Origin of the sequence: Microbispora sp. NBRC 16548, assembly GCF_030268985.1 — a bacterium.
Classification (GTDB): Bacteria; Actinomycetota; Actinomycetes; order Streptosporangiales; family Streptosporangiaceae; genus Microbispora; species Microbispora catharanthi.
Window position 1 is genome coordinate 494,965 of record NZ_BSSF01000007.1, and the last position, 21,067, is coordinate 516,031.

Annotated in this window: 18 protein-coding genes and 1 pseudogene; 11 read left to right on the top strand and 8 right to left on the bottom strand. The window is 71.4% G+C overall.

The features are described from left to right. Positions 1-55: 55 nt before the first annotated feature. From QSK36_RS22535 to QSK36_RS43535, 5 genes and pseudogenes are all read left to right on the top strand, one after another. On the top strand, positions 56-1,543 hold the full coding sequence (locus QSK36_RS22535) for an NsdA family TPR-like regulatory protein (RefSeq protein WP_225898489.1): 1,488 nt from the start codon (positions 56-58) through the stop codon (positions 1,541-1,543). A 16-nt stretch (positions 1,544-1,559) separates the two neighbouring features. Then, positions 1,560-2,489 (top strand): phosphotransferase enzyme family protein, encoded by a 930-nt coding sequence (locus QSK36_RS22540; protein WP_285783779.1) that lies wholly within the window; start codon positions 1,560-1,562, stop codon positions 2,487-2,489. 212 nt (positions 2,490-2,701) lie between these two features. Further along, a complete protein-coding gene (locus tag QSK36_RS22545; RefSeq protein ID WP_030511616.1) occupies positions 2,702-2,905 on the top strand; it encodes a cold-shock protein in 204 nt (67 codons plus the stop codon). 136 nt (positions 2,906-3,041) lie between these two features. Then, on the top strand, positions 3,042-4,712 hold the full coding sequence (locus QSK36_RS22550) for an alpha-amylase family protein (protein ID WP_285783780.1): 1,671 nt from the start codon (positions 3,042-3,044) through the stop codon (positions 4,710-4,712). 174 nt (positions 4,713-4,886) lie between these two features. After that, positions 4,887-5,279, top strand: a pseudogene (locus QSK36_RS43535) (DUF998 domain-containing protein); the annotation flags it as partial. Between the two features lie 72 nt (positions 5,280-5,351). On the opposite strand, the gene QSK36_RS22565 reads toward QSK36_RS43535, so the two are convergent. From QSK36_RS22565 to QSK36_RS22575, 3 genes are all read right to left on the bottom strand, one after another. Next, a complete protein-coding gene (locus tag QSK36_RS22565; RefSeq protein ID WP_285783783.1) occupies positions 5,352-6,386 on the bottom strand; it encodes a hypothetical protein in 1,035 nt (344 codons plus the stop codon). A gap of 57 nt (positions 6,387-6,443) precedes the next feature. Further along, positions 6,444-7,826, bottom strand: coding sequence for a dihydrolipoyl dehydrogenase family protein (locus QSK36_RS22570; RefSeq protein ID WP_285783799.1), 1,383 nt, complete (start codon positions 7,824-7,826; stop codon positions 6,444-6,446). A 101-nt stretch (positions 7,827-7,927) separates the two neighbouring features. Continuing rightward, positions 7,928-8,905, bottom strand: a complete 978-nt coding sequence (locus tag QSK36_RS22575; RefSeq protein WP_139576838.1) for a malate dehydrogenase — start codon at positions 8,903-8,905, stop codon at positions 7,928-7,930. 351 nt (positions 8,906-9,256) lie between these two features. On the opposite strand from QSK36_RS22575, the gene QSK36_RS22580 reads away from it, so the two are divergent. Next, entirely contained in the window at positions 9,257-11,116 is a 1,860-nt protein-coding gene (locus QSK36_RS22580; RefSeq protein WP_183540082.1) for a glycoside hydrolase family 6 protein, read from the top strand. Positions 11,117-11,224: 108 nt separating this feature from the next. On the opposite strand, the gene QSK36_RS22585 is transcribed toward QSK36_RS22580, so the two are convergent. The 4 genes from QSK36_RS22585 to QSK36_RS22600 form a co-directional block, all read right to left on the bottom strand. After that, the gene (locus tag QSK36_RS22585) at positions 11,225-11,401 is read right to left on the bottom strand and encodes a hypothetical protein (protein WP_156081201.1); all 177 of its coding nucleotides are present in this window, start codon (positions 11,399-11,401) and stop codon (positions 11,225-11,227) included. Positions 11,402-11,505: 104 nt separating this feature from the next. Then, positions 11,506-12,474 carry a 2,3,4,5-tetrahydropyridine-2,6-dicarboxylate N-succinyltransferase gene (gene dapD / locus QSK36_RS22590; RefSeq protein WP_285783784.1) on the bottom strand — a complete coding sequence of 323 codons (969 nt, stop codon included), beginning with the start codon at positions 12,472-12,474 and terminating at the stop codon, positions 11,506-11,508. A gap of 19 nt (positions 12,475-12,493) precedes the next feature. Further along, positions 12,494-13,150 carry a response regulator gene (locus QSK36_RS22595; RefSeq protein ID WP_285783785.1) on the bottom strand — a complete coding sequence of 219 codons (657 nt, stop codon included), beginning with the start codon at positions 13,148-13,150 and terminating at the stop codon, positions 12,494-12,496. A 2-nt stretch (positions 13,151-13,152) separates the two neighbouring features. Further along, positions 13,153-14,307 (bottom strand): sensor histidine kinase, encoded by a 1,155-nt coding sequence (locus QSK36_RS22600; RefSeq protein WP_285783786.1) that lies wholly within the window; start codon positions 14,305-14,307, stop codon positions 13,153-13,155. A 148-nt stretch (positions 14,308-14,455) separates the two neighbouring features. Between QSK36_RS22600 and QSK36_RS22605 the strand changes: the two genes are divergently transcribed. The 5 genes from QSK36_RS22605 (at position 14,456) to egtD (ending at position 19,365) form a co-directional block, all read left to right on the top strand. Next, positions 14,456-15,115, top strand: coding sequence for a hypothetical protein (locus QSK36_RS22605; RefSeq protein ID WP_285783787.1), 660 nt, complete (start codon positions 14,456-14,458; stop codon positions 15,113-15,115). A 108-nt stretch (positions 15,116-15,223) separates the two neighbouring features. Next, positions 15,224-16,348: an ergothioneine biosynthesis glutamate--cysteine ligase EgtA gene (egtA, locus tag QSK36_RS22610; RefSeq protein ID WP_183540076.1), complete on the top strand. Its 1,125-nt coding sequence runs from the start codon at positions 15,224-15,226 to the stop codon at positions 16,346-16,348. Next, positions 16,345-17,667, top strand: coding sequence for an ergothioneine biosynthesis protein EgtB (egtB, locus tag QSK36_RS22615; RefSeq protein WP_285783788.1), 1,323 nt, complete (start codon positions 16,345-16,347; stop codon positions 17,665-17,667). Before egtA ends, egtB begins: the two co-directional genes overlap by 4 nt. 3 nt (positions 17,668-17,670) lie before the next feature. Then, entirely contained in the window at positions 17,671-18,372 is a 702-nt protein-coding gene (gene egtC, locus QSK36_RS22620) for an ergothioneine biosynthesis protein EgtC (protein ID WP_285783789.1), read from the top strand. 9 nt (positions 18,373-18,381) lie between these two features. Further along, positions 18,382-19,365, top strand: coding sequence for an L-histidine N(alpha)-methyltransferase (egtD, locus tag QSK36_RS22625; protein ID WP_285783790.1), 984 nt, complete (start codon positions 18,382-18,384; stop codon positions 19,363-19,365). Positions 19,366-19,368: 3 nt separating this feature from the next. Here egtD and QSK36_RS22630 read toward each other — a convergent pair whose 3' ends face one another. After that, positions 19,369-20,715: a sensor histidine kinase gene (locus QSK36_RS22630; RefSeq protein ID WP_183540073.1), complete on the bottom strand. Its 1,347-nt coding sequence runs from the start codon at positions 20,713-20,715 to the stop codon at positions 19,369-19,371. Positions 20,716-21,067: the final 352 nt, after the last annotated feature.

The window sequence follows — 21,067 nt, forward strand, 5'->3', positions numbered from 1 at the left end:
TACCTTGGGGAAACAACCGTAAACGGGGACCGCTTCACCAGTGGAGGGCGTGCACATGGCCCGCGGAGAGCACTCACCCGCTTGCGCGCGTCGCTGGCGCGAACAGGCACAGGTGCGGCAGTGGACGCTCTGGCAGACCGTCCAGGCGATCCACGGGTGCTGCGGCGTCAGCCTGCTGAAGGCCCACAGGCTCGGTCGCGGGTGGTCGGCCCGGCAGGCGATCGAGGAGCTGGAGCACCTGTGCGAGCAGCAGGACCTCGGCCACCCGCGGGCGAGCATCGACCTGCTGAACGCCTGGGAGAACAACCGGGCACGCCCGCGTCCCCAGACCATCGACCTGCTGGCCCGGCTCTACCGGGCCAACGCCGTACGGCTCGGCCTGGCCGCCGACTACTGCGAGGACCAGGGCGGACAGAAGATCGTCGTGGTGGGGCCGGGCCAGACCGCCGAGCAGGCCCGGGCCGAGGACCCGGCCGCCGACGACGCGGAGCGCCGGGCGCTGTTCCACCAGGCGATGCTGATGGGCACGCCGAGCGGCCGGTTCTTCGCGGAGGTCGAGGGCCTGCGCCACGACCTCGACCGCACGCTGGCCGCGGGCACGGTGAGCGAGGACCAGCTCGACCGGCTGGACGAGCAGGTGCTGCGCTACCGCAGGGAGTACATGACGACCCCGCCGACGCCGATGCTCTGCCGGGTCATGCTGGAGATGTCCGATGTGCGCCGGCTGAGCGCGGTCCGCCAGCCGTCGTCGGTGCAGCGCCGCCTGCTCACCGCGACCACGATGCTCACCCTGCTCGCCGCCGACGCGCTGATGAAGCTGGGCGACACACGCCAGGCCCACGCCTGGTACGGCACCGCCCGCGCCGCCTCCGACGACGTGGGCGACCTGCGGCTGCGGGCGCTCGTGCGGGCCCAGCAGACCATGCTCCTCTACTACTACGGCGACCTGAACGAGACCGTGCGGCTGGCCCGCGAGGCGCGGATGCTGGCCGGCTCGGCCCCCAGCTCGCCGGCGGCGCTCGCGGCGGCGGCCGAGGCGCGCGCGCTGGCCAGGATGGGGGACGGCAAGGCCGCCAGGATCGCGCTCGCCGAGGCGGAGCAGATCTTCGCCCGCATGCGCGGCATCAGCCAGGACGACCTGGCCTTCGTCTTCACCGAGAAGCGGATGAAGTTCTACCGCACCGGCACGCTGATCGAGCTGGGGGACGCCCTGCAGGTGCAGGGCATCGACGGGTTCCCCCCGGGTTTCCAGACCATCGACCCGGCGCTGATCCTGCTCGACCAGGCGAGCCACCTGGCCAGGCACGGCGACCACGAGGAGGCCTGCAGGATCGCCGCGGACGCGCTGCGCCAGGTGCCCGCGGAACACCGCACCTCGATCGTCGTCACCCGGGCCAGGGCCCTGCTGGCGGACGCCGACCCCGCGCTGCCCGCCGTACGGCGCCTGCGGCGGGTGCTGTCGGAGTCGTCGCCCACGCTCGCCCTCAGCGGGCTGTTCCCCGCTGCGGACTTCCCCGTCGCCGAGAACGCCGAGAACGCCTGAAACCGCCATGAGGACGATGGAGCCGGCACCGCTGGCCGAGGAGGCGTTCGGGGTCCTGCGCGAGGTCTGCGCGAAGATCGGGATGGACGCGCGAGGCGCGCGGCTCCTGCGGTTGCGCAGCAACGCGGTCTTCAAACTGCGCGGGAACACGGCGGGCGGGGACATGGCGGGCGGGGAGATGGTGGTGCGGATCGCGACCGCGCCGGACGCGCTGACCCGGCTGCCGGTGGTCGTGGCGGTCGCCCGCTGGCTCGCCGACCGGGGCTTTCCGACCGTGCGGCCCGCCGACGAGATCGCCGATCAGCCGATCGTGCACGACGGCCGGGTGGTCACCTTCTGGCGGTACGTCCCCTCCCGCGGCCGCCCGACGACCCGGCAGCTCGGCCGGGTGCTGCGCAGCCTGCACCGCGAGCCGGTGCCGCCGGTGGGCCTGCGGACGCTCACCGACCCGCTCGCCGAGGTGCGGCACGCGGTGGAGCACCGGGCGGAGGTGCTCACCGCCGGCCAGCGGTCCTGGCTGAGCGACCGCATCGAGGAGCTCACCGGGCGCTGGCGCGACCTGGACACCGGCCCGCCGGTGCTGCTGCACGGCGACGCCTGGATCGACAACCTGCTGCGCTGCCAGGACGGGCACGTGGTGCTGTGCGACTGGGACGGCGTGGCCGTCGGCCCGCGCGAGTGGGACCTGGTGCACACCTACCACGGGCAGCGCCGCTTCGGCCTGTCGGCGGCCGACGTGGACGAGTTCGCCCGCGCGTACGGCTCGGACCTGCGGCTGTGGCCCGGCTACAGCACACTGATGGAGGTGCGGGACATGTACGCCGTGGGCATCCATATCCGCAACGCCTCCGGCGACCCGTTCTCCCGCCAGGAGCTGCCCCGGCGGCTCGACTCGCTCACGCGCGGTGACGGGCACGCCCGCTGGTATATGGCGGCACCGGCATAGCCTCGGGTAATCGCGGGTACTCTCCGTACAGGCTGCGAGTGTCGCAGTGGACAATTCCTGAAAACATGGTTTGTAAAAAGCGCACCCGGGTTCGTCCCGGCGGCGGATATACGCGCATTTCCAGCGTCTCACGCGGTCGCGCGATGAATCCGCTACGCAGCCTCATGCTCTCGACCTGGGAACATGGTGTGGCTTCCAAGAAGGAGAAGCAGTTGTCTGAAGGCACTGTCAAGTGGTTCAACGCCGAAAAGGGCTTCGGTTTCATCGCTCCGGACGACGGCACCGCTGACGTGTTCGTTCATTATTCGGCGATCACTTCGAACGGTTACCGGACGCTGGACCAGAACCAGAGAGTCAGCTACGTGACCGTTCAGGGCAACAAGGGACCGCAGGCCGAACAGGTCACGCCGCTGTAGGACGTGACGCACGGTGACACGGCGGCCGTGAGAGGCCGCGTGAGCGGTACCACGTCGGCCCGCGCCGCTGCCGCGGCGCGGGCCCGATGTTTTGCCGTTCTTTTGCCGGGCATCGGGAATGGTCATGAGACTGAGCATGACCTCCGATCTCTGGTGGAAAAACGCGGTCGTGTACTGCCTGGACATCGAGACCTTCGCCGACGGCAACGGCGACGGGATCGGTGACTTCAGGGGGGCGATCCAGCGCATCGACCATCTCGACCGGATGGGCGTGACGTGCATCTGGCTGATGCCGTTCTTCCCGACGCCGGACAAGGACGACGGCTACGACATCACCGACTTCTACAGCGTCGATCCGCGCCTGGGCACGCTCGGCGACTTCGTCGAGTTCATGCGGGTCGCCAGGGATCGCGGCATCAGGGTCATCGCCGATCTCGTGGTCAACCACACCTCCGACAAGCATCCCTGGTTCAAGGAGGCGCGCTCCAGCCGGGACTCCCGCTATCGGGACTGGTACATCTGGTCCGACAAGCCTGAGCCCGACGATCCCAAGGGCATCGTGTTCCCCGACAAGGAGGACAGCCTCTGGGAGTACGACGAGAAGACCGAGCAGTACTACTTCCACCGGTTCTACCGGTTCCAGCCCGACCTGAACACCGCCAACCCCGAGGTGCAGGACGAGATCTCCCGGATCCTCGGGTTCTGGATGGAGCTGGGTCTTTCGGGCTTCCGGGTGGACGCCGTGCCGTTCCTCGTCGAGCAGGTCACCGACAGCGGTGATCTGCCCGATCCGCACGAGTTCTTCGCCTGCCTGCGGGCCTTCCTCAGCCGCCGCGACGGCAGCGCCATCCTCCTCGGCGAGGTGAACCTGCCGTACGACGACCTGGTGCGATACTTCGGCAACGATCTCGGCGACGAGATCACCATGTGCTTCGACTTCATCACCATGCAGCGGACGTACCTGTCGCTGGCCCGCAACGACGCCGGCCCGCTGGCCGCCGCCCTGCGGGAGCGCCCCGAGGCCCCCAAGGACTCCCAGTGGGCGACGTTCGTCCGCAACCACGACGAGCTCACGCTCGACAAGCTGAGCGACGCCGAGCGCGAGGAGGTCTTCGCGGCCTTCGGCCCGGACAAGAACATGCAGCTGTTCGGCCGGGGCCTGCGCCGGCGCCTGCCCACGATGCTGGGCGGCGACGTCGACCGGATCAAGATGGTCTACAGCCTGCTGTTCTCCCTGCCGGGCACCCCGGTGCTCTTCTACGGCGAGGAGATCGGCATGGGGGAGAACCTGGAGCTGGAGGGCCGCCAGGCCGTCCGGACACCCATGCAGTGGACCCCGCACCGCAACGGCGGCTTCAGCGACGCCGACCCCTCGAAGGTGCAGATCCCCATGCCCACCGGGGACTACGGCCCCGAGAAGGTCAACGTCAGCGCGCAGGAGCGCGACCCCGACTCGCTGCTGTCGTGGATCACCCGGCTGATCCGGCACTACCGCGACTGCCCGGAGTTCGCGTGGGGCGAGTACACGGTGCTCGACACCGGCGTGGACGCCGTGTTCGCCCACCGGGCCGACTGCGACGGCGAGACGGTCGTGGCCGTGCACAACCTCAGCGAGGCCGAGGTCGAGGTGGAGATCGCGCTGGACGGGCTCGACTCGTCCAAGGTGCTGACCGACCTGCTGGTGGACGGCACGGTCGAGATCTCCGGCTCCGGGCGGGCCCGTTTCCCCATGGGCAGGTACGGCTGCCGCTGGTTCCGCGCCTCCACCCCCGAGACGGCCCCGGCGGATTCCGCCGACGCCTCCTGAGCTCCCTAGGGGTTCCCTCAGGGACGGCTCGGGTGGATCTCCGATGGGCCGTCGCCCTCCCCACGGCCACAGTGAAGAGCCATGGGGATGGTCTTGGGATACCTGCTGGTGGCGACCGGCGCCGCCGCGATGCTCGCGTTACATCTGGTGGCGGGGCTCGACCCGCTCACCGACATGATCAGCGAGTACGTCTTCGCGCCGCACGGTTGGCTGCTGCCGGTCTCGCTGACGTCGCTCGCCCTGGGCTCGGCCGTGCTCGCCGTACGGCTGGCGCGGCTGGACCGGCGCGCGGCGCTGCTGGTGGGCGTGTGGGGCGTCTGCCTGCTGCTGGTGGCCGGGTTCCCGACCGACCGGCCGGGGCTGTCGCTGTCGCTCTCCGGCGGCATACACCGCTATGCCGCCTTCGCCGCCTTCGTCAGCCTGCCGTTGGCCGGGCTGCTCGTCGCCCGGACCACCCGCTCGCGTCCGGTGCGCGTGCTGTGCGCCGTCGCGCTCGGCTCGCTGCTCCTCGTGGTCCTGCCGTACGCCTTCCGGATGCTGCACCTCGACCCCGGCACGGTGCCGGCAGGGCTCACCCAGCGCCTGACCGTCGTCTCCGAGGTGGCGGCGCTGGTGGCCATGTCCGTGTCGGCGGCGAGGTCAGCCGCCGCAGCTCTGGTAGGTGAAGGTGCCGGCCCGCACCTTGTATCGGTCACGCACTCGGGTCTTGCCCGTCTGCGTGTCGATCCTCAGGACGGTCACCACGTCGCGGGGGCCTCCCGACTCGCTGAAGTGGACGGTCACCTCGTGCTCGCCGGTCCAGTCGATCATGTCGGGCGAGGTGTCCCCGGGCAGGGAGACGCGGACCGAGCCCGTCGTCTGGTCGGTCTTGACGTCGTAGAAGCGCAGCGCCGCCTTCCTGCCGCTGCCGGTGACGAAGGCGACCGTGCGGTCGTCGGCCGACAGCGCCCACGGGCCGTTGTTGGCCACGATCTGGGGTGGGACGGCACTGGCCAGTTCGGCGCCGGCGTCGTCGTGGACGGCCAGCCCTGTGGTGTTCGCGGTGGCGTCCCGCTGCAGGAGGACGGCCGAGCCGTCCCCGCTGAAGCCGGAGAACCCGCCCGACTTCGGGATCGTGCCGGTCACGCTCGCCCGCGCGACGTCGAACAGGCGGCCTCGCGTATTGCCGTCGTCGTCGGTGTAGGCGAGGGCCAGGCGGCTGCCGTCCTGGGACATGTCCAGCCAGACCGAGTCCATGCCGATGCCGCGCGGCAGCGGCGTCTTCGGCATCACGTGGACCCCGCCGTGGAACTCGCGCACGACCAGGCGATGGTCTGACTTGCGGAAGTAGGCCACCGACTCGCCGTCACCGCTGACGGTGAGGGGGGCGCTGAGGCTCTTGTCGACCTTGCCCTTGGCGTTGAGCGGCCACAGCATGGCGTCCTTGAGCGCGACCCGCCTGCCGTCGAGCAGGTCCAGCCGCCAGGTGTGGCACGGCCTGTCGGTGCCGTCCTTGGCCGTGCAGGCGTCCACCGAGGCGTACCGGATCGAGTGGTGCGCGGAGTGCCGCATGGGGGGTGCGGTCCGGGCCGTGGCGGGCGCGGCCGCCGCGGAGATCGTGAGCGTGGACAGGGCGAGGCCGATCAGCCCCATTGAGATCGGGCGCAGTGTGATCGGCCGGGTGGGGTGCCGCATGACTTTCTCCTTCCTTGGAGGTCATGCATTGGACCCGCCCCGGGCGTCTCCGGTTCGTCACAAGTCGATTGCGTATGCCTGGCCGTCGAGCGTCTCGAGCGCGTCCTCGATGGCCCGGTGGAAGGTCGGATACGCGTACATCATGTGCCGCAGCCGCGTCGTGGGGATCTCGTTCTGCACCGCCACCACCAGCGCGCCGAGCACCTCCCCGCCGGCCGGCCCGGCGCTCGTGGCGCCGACCAGCACGCCACGCCGCGCGTCCTCCACCAGTTTGACGAAGCCCTCGTGCCCGGCCCCGTGGATCCAGCCCCGGGCCGATTCGCTGACGGAGGCGAAGCCCACCCGCACGTCGAGCCCGGCCTCCCGGGCCTCCCGCTCCGTCAGGCCGACCGAGGCCACCTCGGGGTCGGTGAACGTGACCCGGGGCACCGCCCGGTAGTCGGCCGGTGGGCCGCCCTCGCCGAGGATGTCGCGGGCCGCGATCCTGCCCTGGTAGACGGCGACGTGCGTGTACGCCCCCCGGCCGGTGACGTCGCCCACCGCCCACACGCCGTCGGCGGCTCGCATCCGCCCGTCCACGGTGACGAACCGGGCGCTCTCGTCGAGGCCGGCGTCGCCGGCGCCGATCGCGGCCAGGTCGGTCCTGCGCCCGGTGGCGACCAGCAGTCGTACGGCGCGGAGGGTCCGGCCGTCCTCCAGCGTGAGCGTGAAGCCGCCCTCGTCGTGCCGCACCCGCTCGGCCGCGACGCCGGTGTGCGTCTCGAGGCCCTCGCCGGCGAACACCCGGGCCAGCAGCACGCCGGCCTCGGGCTCCTCCCGCGCGAGCAGGCGGTCGGCGGCCTCCACGACCGACACCCGCGTGCCGAACCGGGCGAACACCTGGGCGAGTTCGCAGCCGACCGCCCCGCCGCCGAGCACGATCAGCGACTCGGGCACGTGCCGCGCCGCGACGGCGTCCCGGTTCGTCCAGAACGGCGTGCCCTCCAGGCCGTCGATCGGAGGGACGGCGGGGCTGGTCCCGGTGGCGAGGACGATCCCGCGCCGTGCCCGCAGCACCCGGCCGTCCACGGTCACCTCCCGCGGCCCGGTGATCCGGCCGCGGCCGCGGACCAGGTCGACGCCGGCGCTCTCGAAGTGCTCCGCCCTGGCGTCGTCGCTCCAGCCGTCGGTGGCCTCGCCGCTGATCCGGTCGATCACCGGGGCCCACTTGGGGAAGACCCGCACCGAGCCGGCCATGCCGGGCACCCGCCGCGCCTCGGCCAGCAGTCCCGCGGCGCGCACCATCATCTTGGAGGGCACGCAGCCCCAGTAGGCGCACTCGCCCCCGATCAGGCCGGCCTCCACGCCGGCGACGCTGAGGCCCGCCTCCGCCAGCCGTCCCGCGACGTCCTCTCCGCCCGGTCCCAGACCGAGCACCACCACGTCGTACATGCCGTCCATGCCCGTCAACTGCCCAGGCAGGCGGAGCCGTACCGTGCGGGAGACCCGGGACAACACGAGGGGCGGGCCCGTGCGGGCCCGCCCCTTCCGTGCGCGAATCGTCAGATGAGACCGAGCGCCCGCACGGCGTCGCGCTCCTCGACCAGCTCGTTGACCGAGGCGTCGATCCGCTCGCGGGAGAACGCGTCGATCTCCAGGCCCTGGACGATCTCCCAGCGGCCGTTCCTGGACACCACCGGGAAGGACGAGATGAGGCCCTCCGGCACGCCGTAGGAGCCGTCGGACGGGATGGCGGCCGAGGTCCAGTCGCCCTCGGGCGTGCCGTTCACCCAGTCGTGCACGTGGTCGATCGCCGCGTTGGCCGCGGACGCCGCCGAGGACGCGCCGCGCGCCTCGATGATGGCGGCGCCGCGCTTGGCGACGGTCGGGATGAAGGTGTCGCGCAGCCACTCCTGCTCGACCTGCTCGGCCGCGATCTTGCCGCCGACCTCGGCGTGGAAGAGGTCCGGGTACTGCGTGGCGGAGTGGTTGCCCCAGATCGTCATCTTCTTGATCTCGGCCACCGGCACGTTCAGCTTGGCCGCGAGCTGCGAGAGCGCGCGGTTGTGGTCGAGACGGGTCATCGCGGTGAACCGCTCGGCCGGCACGTCGGGAGCCGCGGACTGCGCGATGAGCGCGTTGGTGTTGGCCGGGTTGCCCACGACGAGCACGCGGATGTCGTCGGCCGCGTGCTCGTTGATGGCCTTGCCCTGCGGGCCGAAGATGCCGCCGTTGGCCTCGAGGAGGTCGCCGCGCTCCATGCCCTTCGTACGCGGGCGGGCGCCGACGAGCAGCGCGACGCTGGCGCCGTCGAAGGCCTTGGCCGGGTCGTCGGAGATCTCGATGCCCCGCAGCAGCGGGAACGCGCAGTCGTCGAGCTCCATCGCGGTGCCCTCGGCCGCCTTGACGGCCTGCGGGATCTCGAGAAGGCTCAGCTTCACCGGGGTGTCAGCCCCGAGGAGCTGGCCCGAGGCGACGCGGAAGAGCAGCGCGTAACCGATCTGGCCGGCCGCGCCGGTGACGGTCACTTTGACGGTCATGACGGATCCCCATTCGCGATATGTGTGACTCACGGATGCTACCCGCCGGCCCGGTTCCCCCTGTGACCAGGTGGTGCATGCCCGCTTCCGCGCGTCGGGGGTGGTCTGGACGGGACATCCGGCCCCTGGCCACGCGTTTCGCCAGTGAAAGGGTGAAACTTTCACGAAACACGCAGGTGACTTCTGACGTGACGGCATGACGGAATCCCTGCTCGGACGCGGGGTGAACGCCGGGCCGCGACTTTGCCGCACTCCCGCCCTTGACGGGTCCCTGTACGGCGCCGGAGGCGGTGCCTATGGTTCGTGGGAGCGCTCCCAAGCGCAGTATTCATCGCCAGGAGGACCTTCCCAATGAGATCCACCCCCCGACCGGGAGCCGTGAGCTCCACGGTGCGCCGCGGCCTGGTCGCGGCGGCCGTGCTCGCGCTCGGTTCCACGGCGGCCGTCGCCACCGCCACCTCGGCGAGTGCCGCGGTCGCGTGCAAAGTCAACTACTCCGCCAGCGAGTGGCAGGGCGGCATGTCCGCCAACCTGACCATTCAGAACCTGGGCGACGCCCTCAACGGCTGGACGCTCACGTTCAGCTTCCCGAACAGCAGCCAGAAGGTCACCCAGGGCTGGTCGGGCAACTGGAGCCAGTCCGGCACCAACGTGACCGTGACCCCCCTGGACTGGAACAAGTCGCTGTCCACCGGCGGCTCGGCGAGCATCGGCTTCAACGGATCCTGGTCCGGGAGCAACCCGGCGCCGACCGACTTCAAGATCAACGGCGTGGCCTGCAACGGGACCGGCCCGACGCAGTCCCCGTCGGCCTCGCCGTCCGTCTCGCCCTCGGCCTCGCCCTCCCCGAGGGTCTCCCCGTCGGCCTCGCCCTCTCCCAGGGTCTCCCCGTCGGCGTCCCCGTCGCCGTCCGCTTCACCGTCGTCCTCGCCGCCGCCGCCCGGGACCCACGTGGACAACCCGTACGCCGATGCGACGGGCTACGTGAACCCGGACTGGTCGGCGAGCGCGAAGTCCGAGCCGGGCGGTTCGCGGGTGGCCAACATCTCCACGGCGATCTGGCTGGACCGCATCGCGGCGATCAGCTCCGGCTCGGCCGGCAACAACAGCATGGGCCTGCGTGACCACCTCGACGAGGCGGTCAGGCAGGACGCGGCCAACGGCAGCGCGCCTCTCACGATCCAGGTCGTCATCTACGACCTGCCGAACCGCGACTGCTCGGCGCTCGCCTCCAACGGCGAGCTGAAGATCGCGCAGGACGGCCTCGCGCGGTACAAGAGCGAGTACATCGACGTGATCGCCGGGATCATGGCGGACTCGAAGTACTCGAACCTCCGCATCGTGACGATCATCGAGCCCGACTCGCTGCCGAACCTGATCACCAACGTCAACAACTTCCAGGCGTGCCAGGAGGCCCAGTCCTCGGGCGCCTACGTCCAGGGCGTGCAGTACGCGCTGAACAAGCTGCACGCGATCAAGAACGTGTACACCTATGTGGACGCGGCGCACCACGCCTGGCTCGGCTGGGACAACAACTTCCAGCCGATGGTGAACCTCTTCTACCAGGTCGCCACCGGCACCACCGCCGGCGTGAACAGCATTGACGGCTTCATCGTGAACACCGCCAACTTCGCCGCGCTGACCGAGCCGTACTTCAACATCAACACCTCGGTGAACGGTCAGTCGGTGCGCCAGTCCCACTGGGTCGACTGGAACTGGTACGTGGACGAGTCGTCCTTCGCGACCGGTCTCCGCAACGCCCTGGTGTCGAAGGGCTTCCCGAACACCATCGGCATGCTGGTCGACACCTCCCGCAACGGCTGGGGTGGCTCGGCCCGGCCGACCAAGGCGAGCACGTCCACCGACGTGAACACCTTCGTCAACGAGTCGCGCGTCGACCGCCGCATCCACGCCGGCAACTGGTGCAACCAGTCCGGCGCCGGTATGGGTGAGCGGCCGAGGGCGAACCCCGCCGCCGGTTTCGACGCCTACGTCTGGATCAAGCCTCCGGGTGAGTCCGACGGTTCCAGCTCGGCGATCGACAACGACGAGGGTAAGGGCTTCGACCGGATGTGCGACCCGACCTACACCGGTAACAGCCTGAACGGCAACAACATGTCCGGAGCTCTGGGGGGCGCCCCGGTTTCTGGCCACTGGTTCTCCGCGCAGTTCCAGCAGCTCATGCAGAACGCCTACCCGCCGCTCTCGTAACCCGAGGCGTGCCAGGCGCACAAGAAAGCGGGCCCCGTCGCACTGCGGCGGGGCCCGCCCCTGTTTTCCGGCCCTGTTTTGCGGCCCTGTTTCCGGCCATGGAGCCGGTCAGGAGTAGTGGTTCGACCTGCTGCTCCGGGTGAGCTTGAGCACGACCGACACGATCAGCGCGATGGCGCCGATGATCAGAACCCACTTCAGCGCGCCGAAGATGAGCCCGATGACGGAACCGAGAAGGAAGAACCCGACGATGACGGCTGCGGCGATGAGGAGAATGCGTCCCATACCTTCACGGTACGGGCCGCCCTCCCGCCGTTCACAGGGCCGAAGGCCAAGTTCAGGGCAGACTCAGGGTCATCTCAGGGTGGGGGAGGGGGCCCGCTGGAGCGTCAGTCGTTGGCGTGCAACGCCGCGTTGAGCTCGATGCCCCTGCTGTCGCGGGACACCGCCTCGACCGCCCCGGTCGTCGAGTTGCGGCGCAGCAGCAGGCCCGACTTGCCCGACAACTCCCTCGCCTTCGCGACCGTCCCGTCCGGCAGCGTGACCTTGGTGCCCGCCGTGACGTACAGCCCGGCCTCCACCACGCAGTCGTCGCCGAGCGAGATGCCGATGCCGGAGTTGGCCCCGAGCAGGCAGCGCTCGCCGATCGAGATGACCTCCTTGCCGCCGCCGGACAGCGTCCCCATGATCGAGGCCCCGCCGCCCACGTCGGAGCCGTCGCCCACGACGACCCCCGCCGAGATGCGGCCCTCCACCATGGAGACGCCGAGCGTGCCGGCGTTGTAGTTGACGAAGCCCTCGTGCATGACGGTGGTGCCGCTCGCCAGGTGGGCGCCGAGCCGTACGCGGTCGGCGTCGGCGATCCGCACCCCGGCCGGCAGCACGTAGTCGACCATCCGGGGGAACTTGTCCACGCCGTACACGGTCACCGGGCCCCGGGCCCGCAGGCGCAGCCGCACCTCCTCGAAGCCCTCCACCTTGCACGGGCCGTGGTTGGTCCACACGACGTTGGCCAGCAGCCCGAAGATCCCGTCGAGGTTGAGCGCGCGGGGCCGGACCAGGCGGTGGGACAGCAGGTGCAGGCGCAGATATACGTCGTGCGCGTCGACCGGCGGGGCCGACAGGTCGGCGATGCCGGTGCGCACGGCCACGACCTCGACGCCCCTGGCGAGGTCGGGGCCGACCAGTTCCGCCATGCCCTCGCCGAGGTCCTCGCCCGCGATCGGCTCGGTGCCCACGGCCGGGGGCTCGCCCAGCGCGGGGAAGGGGAACCAGGTGTCCAGCACGGTGCCGTCCGCGGCGATCGTGGCCAGGCCTATGCCGTACGCACCCGAGGTGGTGGAGTCGATAGCTGTCATGTGCACCTACGGTACCGGCTTACGACGAGGCGTCTCCGGGGCGGACGACGCCCGACTCGTAGGCGTAACGCACGGCCTGGGCGCGGTCGCGCAGGCCGAGCTTGGCCAGCAGGCGGTTCATGTGCGTGCTCACCGTCGCCTCGCTGATCGACAGCGTGTCCGCGATCTCGCCGTTCGACAGCCCCCGCGCGACCAGGCGCAGCACCTGCCCCTCCCGGGCTGTGAGTCCCGTCTCGGGCGGCGGCGCGGCGGGCTGCGCGCGGCGGTAGGCGTCGACGACCCGGCCCGTGACGGCGGGGTCGAGCAGCACCTCCCCCCGGGCGGCGCTGCGGATCGCGGCGAACAGGTGCTCGGGCGGCGAGACCTTCAGCAGGAAGCCGCTGACCCCGGTGTGCAGGGCCTTGTCGAGGTTCTCGTCGGTGTCGTAGGTCGTCAGCATGATCACGCGCGGCGGCTCGGGCGCGGACAGGATGCGCCGGGCCGCCTCCAGGCCGTCGAGCCGCGGCATCGCGATGTCGAGCAGCACGACGTCGGGCCGCAGGCTCCGGGCCAGCTCGACGGCGCGTTCGCCGTCGGACGCCTCGCCCAGAACGGCGAGGTCCGGCTGGGTGCCGATCACCAGCCGCAGCCCGGCCCGGATCATCGCCTGATCGTCGGCGATCAGGATTCCGATCATGTTCACAGCGTCTTTCCAAGGGGCAGCACCGCCCGGACGCCGAACCCGCCCGAGGCGAGTGGTCCCGCGGTGAGCGTGCCGTGGAACAGCGCGGCCCGCTCCCGCATGCCGATCAGCCCGTGCCCGCCTTCCTGCCCGCCGCCACGTGCCCGCGCCCGGGCCCGGCCCTGGCTCGGACCCAGGTCGACGATCTCCAGGTGGAGCTCCCCGGGGCGGTAGTCCACGGTGACCGTCGCCCGGGTCGGGCCCGCGTGCTTGAGCGCGTTGGTCAGCGCCTCCTGCACGATGCGGTAGGCCGACAGGTCGAGCCCGGCGGGCAGCGGCACCGGATCGCCGCGCACCTCCAGGGTCACGTCGAGCCCCGCCGCCCTGACCTGGTCGAGCAGGTCGTCCAGCCGGTCGAGGCCGGACTGCGGGCCCGAGTCGGCCTGCGGCCCGCGCAGCAGGCCGAGCATCCGGCGCAGCTCGTCCACGGCGCCGCGGCCCGTCTCCTCGATCGACGCGAGCACCTGCCGCTCACGCTCCTGGTCCTCGCGCAGCATGAGCCGTACGCCGCCGGTCTGCATGGTCATCACGCTGACGCTGTGGGCGACGATGTCGTGCAGTTCGCGGGCGATGCGGGCGCGTTCCTCCGCCACGGCCTCGCGGGCCAGCAGCTCGCCGCGTTCGGCGGCCTGGACGGCGAGCACGCGGTGGCGGCGCACGGCGAGGCCGGCTCCGGCCGCGATCGCCGACATCACCACGGCCACGGCGACGTCGCCCGGCCCGGACGCGGGGGACGCGGTGGACATCATGGCGGCCACGTACGCGCCGCTCGCCGCCAGGCCGACGGCGGCCCGCACGCTGCGCGGCCGGACCTCGGACAGCAGGGTGAACAGCAGCACGAGCTCGGTGTAGAACTGCCAGGCCGACGCGGTCTGGGACTCCAGGATGAGCAGCGGGACGGTGACGGCGCAGTAGACGAACAGGATCGCGAACGGAGCGCGGCGCCGGAACAGCACTGCGACGGCGGCGGCGATCCCCCCGGCGATCCACAGGGGGAGATGGTCGCGGGCCGGGCCCGTCGAGCGCCCGCCGATCTCCTCGGCGATCGCGAACAGGCCCACGACCACCGCGACGAGCCAGTCGACGAGAGTGGGGGGACGGCGGTGGAGCACGATCCAGAGAGTAATGGGTGCAGAGAGTAACGGTCGTCCCGAATGCACCGTTCCACCGCTAGGTGAAGGGCAATCCGCCTATAGGTGGACATGACGTCAAAGTGTGCTTTGACGACGCCGCGGAGGACCGATCCGTACGGTCCTCCGCATGCTTACCAACGCGAACACCTTCCGCCGCGTCGCGGCGGGCACAAGCCTCATCCTCGCCCCGCTCTGCCTGCTCCTCGGCATGGCCGTCGATCCGTCCGAGCCCGGGGTCGACGACCCCCTCGCGTACGCCCACAACCCGGGCGCCGTGGGCGTCAGCGCGACGCTCCTCCACTACGCGTGGATCCTGTGGGTCCCCGGAGTGATCGGCCTCGTCCACCTCGTACGCAAGAAGGGCGTGGTGCTCGCCAACATCGCGGGCGTCGTGGCCGTCCTCGGCCTGATCAACTTCTCGGCGCTGATGATCTCGGACTTCTTCGACATCGTGGCGTTCCAGATGCTGCCGGTGGACCAGGCGGAGAAGCTCATGCAGGACGCGGCTCAGCCCGCGATGACCATCGCCTGGCAGATGCCCGGCATGATCGGATCGTTCCTCGGCCTCGTGCTCGTGGCCGTCGCGTACGCCTGGGGAGGCCGGGCCGGGTGGTGGTTCCCGGCCGGTGTGCTCGTCGGCATCCTCGTCTGGCTGTTCGGCGCGAGCGCGTGGAACCTCGTGCTCGGCCTCGGCGGCCCGGTCATCCTGCTGGTCGTCTTCGGAATCGCCGGCGTCTCGATGATCCGCATGCGCGACGAGGAGTGGGCGACCTCCGACGCCGCGTGACCGGTGTTAATGCACTGTTTCAGTGGGTTTCAGGTTGAGAAGGGGGATTACGGGGAAAGTTGACTCGGCACGACCGAGTCGCGTAAACATCGGCCCGATGGGGGGCGAATGACCGACGTGCATAGGTACGCCCGGGACTGCTTCCGCGGGGTCACCTCCGACCGGTTGGGCGTCGAGCTGGAGTTCCTGGTTTTCGACGCGGACAACCCCGCGCTTTACGTCCCCATCGCCCGGATCGCGGGCGCGCTCCCCGCGCTCCCGGGTGGCAGCCGAGTGACGTTCGAACCGGGCGGGCAGCTCGAACTGTCCGCCCCGCCGGACGTCCTGCCCACCGCCGTCGCGAAGCTCACCGCCGACGTCGACGCCGTACGGCTCGCGCTCGCCCGGGCCGGGCTGCGGCTGGGCGGTCGCGGCCTGGACACCCTGCGCGCGCCCCTGCGGCAGTTACGAGAGCCCAGGTATGAGGCGATGGCCGCGGTCCTGGAGCGGCCGGACGGCCTGACGATGATGTGCTCGACGGCGTCGATCCAGGTCAACCTGGACTTCGGCGAGGATCACCGGGCCCGCTGGGAACGGGCCCACGTGCTCGGCCCGGTGCTGGTCGCGGCCTTCGCCAACTCGCCCGCCGACGGGTGGGCCTCCGGCCGCCAGGCCGTGTGGGGCAGGCTCGACCCGAGCAGGACCGCGCCGGTCGCGCAGAACGGCGACCCGGTGGACGACTGGGCGCGCTACCTCCTCGACGCCCGCCTCATGCTGGTCCGGGGGACCGGCGGCCTCCTGCCGGTCCTCGACGGCTCGGCGTTCCGCGACTTCGCCCGCGTGGCCGGGCGGCCCCCCACTCAGGCCGACCTCGCCTACCACGCCACCACGCTCTTCCCACCCGTACGGCCCCGGGGCTGGCTGGAGGTGCGCTACCTCGACGCGCAGGGGGCCGCCGAGTGGCCCGTGTGCGTGGCCGTCGTCCATGCGCTCGTCACCGACGACCGGGCCGCCGGGATCGCCGTGGAGGCGGCCCGGCCGGTCGCCCACCGATGGGCGGACGCCGCCCGCCTCGGTCTCGCCGACCCCGATCTGCGCCGCTCCGCCTCGGTCTGCTTCGCCGCCGCGGCCGAGGCCCTGCCCCGCCTCGGGGCCGAGCCCTCGCTGGTCGCCCGGGTCCGCGCGTTCGCCTCTCGGCACATCGAATCCGGCCGATCGCCGGCCGCCGACCAGATGGAGGAGATGTTCGCGTGACCGATCTCGACGCCGTCCTGGGCAACGCCGGCCCGACCGGCCTGAAGGAGCGGATCGCGGCCGAGCTCGCCGCCGTACGCGAGCGGTCGCTCGCCTACACCGACGCCGACGACGACATGCTCGTGCGCCAGCACTCGCCCCTGATGTCGCCGCTGGTCTGGGACCTCGCCCACGTCGGCAACTACGAGGAGCTGTGGGTGCTGCGCGAGGTGGGCGGCATCGAGCCGCTGCGCCCGGAGATCGACCACCTCTACGACGCGTTCAAGTATCCGCGCAAGGACCGGCCGTCGCTCCCGCTGCTCGGCCCGGCCGAGGCCAGGAAGTACATCTCCGGCGTGCGCGGCCGGGTGCTCGACGTCCTCGACCGGGTGGACCTGACCGACCCCGATCCGCTGCGGTCCGGCGGCTACGTCTTCGGGCTGGTGCTGCAGCACGAGCACCAGCACGACGAGACCATGCTCGCCACGCTCCAGCTGTCCCGGCGGCCCGGCCTGGTCCGCGACGGGGAGCTGCCGCCCGGCAGGCCCGCCGCCGAGCCCGAGGTGCACATCCCCGCCGGGGTCTTCACGATGGGCACCGGCGGGGGCACCGACACCGTGCCCTGGGCGTACGACAACGAGCGGCCGGCCCACCGCATATACCTGCCGGGCTACTGGATCGACCGCCACCCCGTGACGAACGGGGCCTACCTGGAGTTCGTCGAGGACGGCGGCTACCGCGACCCGCGCTGGTGGCTGCCGCAGGGCTGGGAGTGGGCCGAGCGGAACGGCGTGGAGGCCCCGCTGTTCTGGACGCGCGACGGCGACACCTGGTGGCGGGTCCGGTTCGGCCGGGAGGAGCCCGTGCCGCCGGACGAGCCGGTGCAGCACGTCTCGTGGTACGAGGCCGACGCGTACGCCCGGTGGGCGGGCAAGCGCCTGCCGACCGAGGCCGAGTGGGAGAAGGCGTGCGGCGGCCGCAGATACCCCTGGGGCGAGGCCGATCCCGGGCATCTGGGGCGCTGGGCCAACCTCGGCCACAGGGCGGCCCGGCCCGCGCCCGCCGGAGCGTTCCCGGACGGCGCGAGTCCTTATGGCGTCGAGCAGCTCATCGGGGACGTGTGGGAGTGGACCGACTCCTGGTTCCAGCCCTATCCCGGCTACCGGTGCTTCCCCTACGAGGAGTACAGCAAGGTCTTCTTCGGGGAGACCTACCGGGTGCTGCGCGGCGGGTCGTGGGCCACCCATCCCTCCGCCGCCCGCACGACCTTCCGCAACTGGGACTACCCGATCCGGCGGCAGATCTTCGCCGGGTTCCGCTGCGCCCGCTCCGAGGAGTGAGGGATGTGCCGCCACGCGGCGTGGCTGGGTCCGGCGCGGGCCCTGACCACGCTCATCAGCGACCCCGAACACGGCCTGCTGCGCCAGTCGTACGCGCCGCGCCTACAGAAGTACGGCACGGTGAACGCCGACGGGTTCGGCTTGGGCTGGTACGACGGGTCCCGGCCCGTGCGCTACCGCCGTACGGTGCCCATCTGGGCGGACGCCAACATGCCCGGCCTCGCCGCGGCGGCCCGCTCGACGTGCCTGATCGCGGCGGTGCGGTCGGCCACGGTCGGGATGCCGATCGAGGAGACGGCCACCGCGCCGTTCGCCGACGGGCCCTGGCTGCTCAGCCACAACGGCAGGGTCAGGCGCGAGGCCGTCCGGCCCCTCGCGGCGGACGCGGAGAGCGGGTGCGACTCGGCGTGGCTCGCCGCCGCCGCGTTCACCCGGTTGCGGGGCGGCCTGCCACTCGCCGACGTCCTGCCCGCCGTCGTCCGCGCGGCCGCCGAGGGCGACCCGGAGGCCCGGCTCAACCTGCTCGTCACGGGAGGTTCCCACCTGGCCGCCGTCGCGTGGGGCGACACGTTGTTCACGCACCTGGAGGAGGGGGTGCTCGTCGCGAGCGAGCCGCTGGACGACCGGCCGGGCTGGCGGGCCGTGCCCGACCGGAGCCTGCTGCTCGCGTCCCCCGACGGCGTTTCGGTGACACCCATCGATTGAGAGGCGACCATGGTTACCGATCATCTCGGCGGCGACTATCTGCGCCATGCTCTGGAGAACGACGTACGCGCAGGGCTGACCTCGTCGCCCAAGTGGCTGCCCCCCAAGTGGTTCTACGACGCCGCGGGCAGCGAGCTGTTCTCCCGGATCACCCGGCTGGCGGAGTACTACCCCACCCGGCGCGAACTGGAGATCCTGCGCCGCCGCGCCGTCGACGTCGCCGGCCTCAGCCGCGCGGACACGCTCGTCGAGCTGGGCTCGGGCACCAGCGAGAAGACCGTGCTGCTGCTCGACGCGCTGGCCAACGCGGGTGTGCTGCGGGCCTACACGCCGGTCGACGTGGACGACGTCACGCTGGAGGCCGCGGCGGAGCGGCTCGCCGTACGCTATCCCGGCCTCGACGTGCGGCCGGTGCGCGCCGACTTCGAGCAGCACCTGGCGCTGCTGCCGAGGACCGGCAGGCGGCTGGTGGCCTTCCTCGGCGGCACGATCGGCAACCTCCCGCCCGCCGCGCGAGAGGTGTTCCTCAAGGAACTGCGCGCCACGCTGCGGCCGGGCGACACCCTGCTGCTCGGCACCGACCTGGTGAAGGACAGGGGGCGGCTGGTCGCGGCGTACGACGACCCGGGGGGCGTGACGGCCGCCTTCAACCGCAACGTGCTGCACGTGCTCAACCGGGAGCTGGACGCCGGGTTCGAGCCGGAGGCGTTCGAGCACGTCGCGCTGTGGGACGAGGACAACGACTGGATCGAGATGCGGCTGCGGGCCACCCGGCCCATGGAGGTCCCGATCAGGGCGCTCGGCCTCACGGTCGCCTTCGCCGAGGGCGAGGAGATGCGCACGGAGATCAGCGCCAAGTTCCACAGAGAGGGTGTGCTCGACGAGCTGTCCCGGGCCGGGTTCGCGGTCTGCCGCTGGTACACCGACAGCGCCGCCGACTTCGCGCTGACCCTGGCCGCCGTCGGGAGCGCCCGCCCGGGCGTCACCGGCTGAGCGTCACCGGCTGAGCTGGGGCGCGCTGTCCGCGGCCGCCGCGGCCGCGGGCAGCGGCAGACGCAGGACGAAGCGGGCGCCGCGGGGCGAGTCCTCGACCCGCAGCGTCCCTTGGTGCGCGTCCGCCGTGACGCGGCACAGGGCGAGGCCCAGCCCGGTGCCCTTGGGATCGCGGCGGCGCCCGTCCTTCAGGCGGACGAACGGCTCGAAGACCCGCTCGCGGTCCTCCGGCGCGATGCCGTCGCCGTCGTCGAGCACGGTGACGACCGCCTCGTCCCCGGCCCGCCCGACCGTGACGTCGACCCTGCCGTACGCGTGGCGCTGGGCGTTGACCAGCAGGTTGGTCAGCACGCCGCACAGCTGGACCCGGTTGCCGAGGACGGTCACCTCGTCCTCGACCTCGACATGCACGGGCACGCCGTCCGTGCGGGCGGCGGCCTCCTCCCGCGCGAGCGCCCCGAGGTCGACCGGCTCGGGTTCGTCCGTCGCGGCCGTGCGGACGCGGGCGACCGTGAGCATCTCGTCGATGATCGCCTGGCACCTCTCCGTGGTCCGCACCGCCGTACGGATCGTCTCGTACGGATCGGTCTCCTCGCGGTAGAGCAGGGCCTCCTCCAGTTGCGTGCGCAGCCCGGCGAGCGGGGTCCGCAGCTCGTGGGAGACCATCGAGGCGAAGTGCCGCTGCTGGCGCACCGAGGTGTCGAGGCGTTCGAGGAAGTTGTTGGAGGCCCGCGCGAGCTCGGCGATCTCGTCGCGCCCGGGCGGCTGGGGGACGCGCAGGCTCAGGTCGCGCACGCTGATCTCGGTCACCCTCTCGCGAATCTCTCTAACCGGACGCAGCGTGCGGCCCGCGGCGCGCCAGCTCGCCCAGGTCCATCCGGCGGTCATCAGCAGCACTCCGATCGCGATGAACAGTTCCAGCCGCCGCGCGGCCAGGAGGCCCGGCTCGGTCCTTCCCGCGTACACGGCGTGCGGCTCGCCGTCCCAGAACAGCCGGGACTGCACCGGCAGGACCCGTACGGCGGTGAGCACGACGCACCGGCCCCGGTCCGGGCATTCGATCCGGTATTGCAGGCGGTCCTGGCCCGTGGGGAAGGGGGAGGTCAGCGGGGCCCGGCCGCTCGCCGCCCGGCTGGCGGTGATCACCCGGTTGCGGGAGTCGACGAGTTGCACCAGGTCCTCGCGCCCGGTCGGCGGCTCGGGGATGCCGTTGGGACCCATCGAGGCGATCCAGTCGGTGGCCACCCGCTGGGTGTCCATGAAGAGATGGCTGTGGATCCGGTTGCGTACGGCGATGTCCAGGCCGAACCCGATCACCGTGAGGACGACGAGGGAGAGGACCGCGCTCATCAGTGCGGTCCGCGCCTGGATCGAGCGCGGGCGTAAAAAGGGAGGCATGTGCCAGCCCGCCATGACCCCTCCGTTCGTGTCCGTAATGCAATGCTCAGGAAAAAAATGTTAATAAGGGCTATCCGGAAACCGGGCCGTCTGAACACGTGGGATCGCAATACTTGCGATAACAAGGCGAAGGATCGACGATTCCTTTGCCTGATCACGCATCTGCCCTGGTAAACGGCCTAGATGATTGATTCCAAGCCCTCCGGCTGGGTCAGTGGTCGTATGCGATCAGCGACCGTTTGACCGGCTGACCGGTCCTGTCGTTGTGCCAGATCACGCAGGTCAGGGCCAGGATCCGGATGAC

Coding starts and splice junctions, on each gene's coding strand:
- QSK36_RS22630 (WP_183540073.1), bottom strand. CDS start 20,715: ATGAGCGCGGTCCTCTCCCTCGTCGTCCTCACGGTGATCGGGTTCGGC.
- QSK36_RS22580 (WP_183540082.1), top strand. CDS start 9,257: ATGAGATCCACCCCCCGACCGGGAGCCGTGAGCTCCACGGTGCGCCGC.
- QSK36_RS22550 (WP_285783780.1), top strand. CDS start 3,042: ATGACCTCCGATCTCTGGTGGAAAAACGCGGTCGTGTACTGCCTGGAC.
- egtA (WP_183540076.1), top strand. CDS start 15,224: ATGACCGACGTGCATAGGTACGCCCGGGACTGCTTCCGCGGGGTCACC.
- QSK36_RS22540 (WP_285783779.1), top strand. CDS start 1,560: ATGGAGCCGGCACCGCTGGCCGAGGAGGCGTTCGGGGTCCTGCGCGAG.
- dapD (WP_285783784.1), bottom strand. CDS start 12,474: ATGACAGCTATCGACTCCACCACCTCGGGTGCGTACGGCATAGGCCTG.
- QSK36_RS22595 (WP_285783785.1), bottom strand. CDS start 13,150: ATGATCGGAATCCTGATCGCCGACGATCAGGCGATGATCCGGGCCGGG.
- QSK36_RS22575 (WP_139576838.1), bottom strand. CDS start 8,905: ATGACCGTCAAAGTGACCGTCACCGGCGCGGCCGGCCAGATCGGTTAC.
- QSK36_RS22605 (WP_285783787.1), top strand. CDS start 14,456: ATGCTTACCAACGCGAACACCTTCCGCCGCGTCGCGGCGGGCACAAGC.
- QSK36_RS22535 (WP_225898489.1), top strand. CDS start 56: ATGGCCCGCGGAGAGCACTCACCCGCTTGCGCGCGTCGCTGGCGCGAA.
- QSK36_RS22570 (WP_285783799.1), bottom strand. CDS start 7,826: ATGGACGGCATGTACGACGTGGTGGTGCTCGGTCTGGGACCGGGCGGA.
- egtC (WP_285783789.1), top strand. CDS start 17,671: ATGTGCCGCCACGCGGCGTGGCTGGGTCCGGCGCGGGCCCTGACCACG.
- QSK36_RS22565 (WP_285783783.1), bottom strand. CDS start 6,386: ATGCGGCACCCCACCCGGCCGATCACACTGCGCCCGATCTCAATGGGG.
- egtD (WP_285783790.1), top strand. CDS start 18,382: ATGGTTACCGATCATCTCGGCGGCGACTATCTGCGCCATGCTCTGGAG.
- QSK36_RS22585 (WP_156081201.1), bottom strand. CDS start 11,401: ATGGGACGCATTCTCCTCATCGCCGCAGCCGTCATCGTCGGGTTCTTC.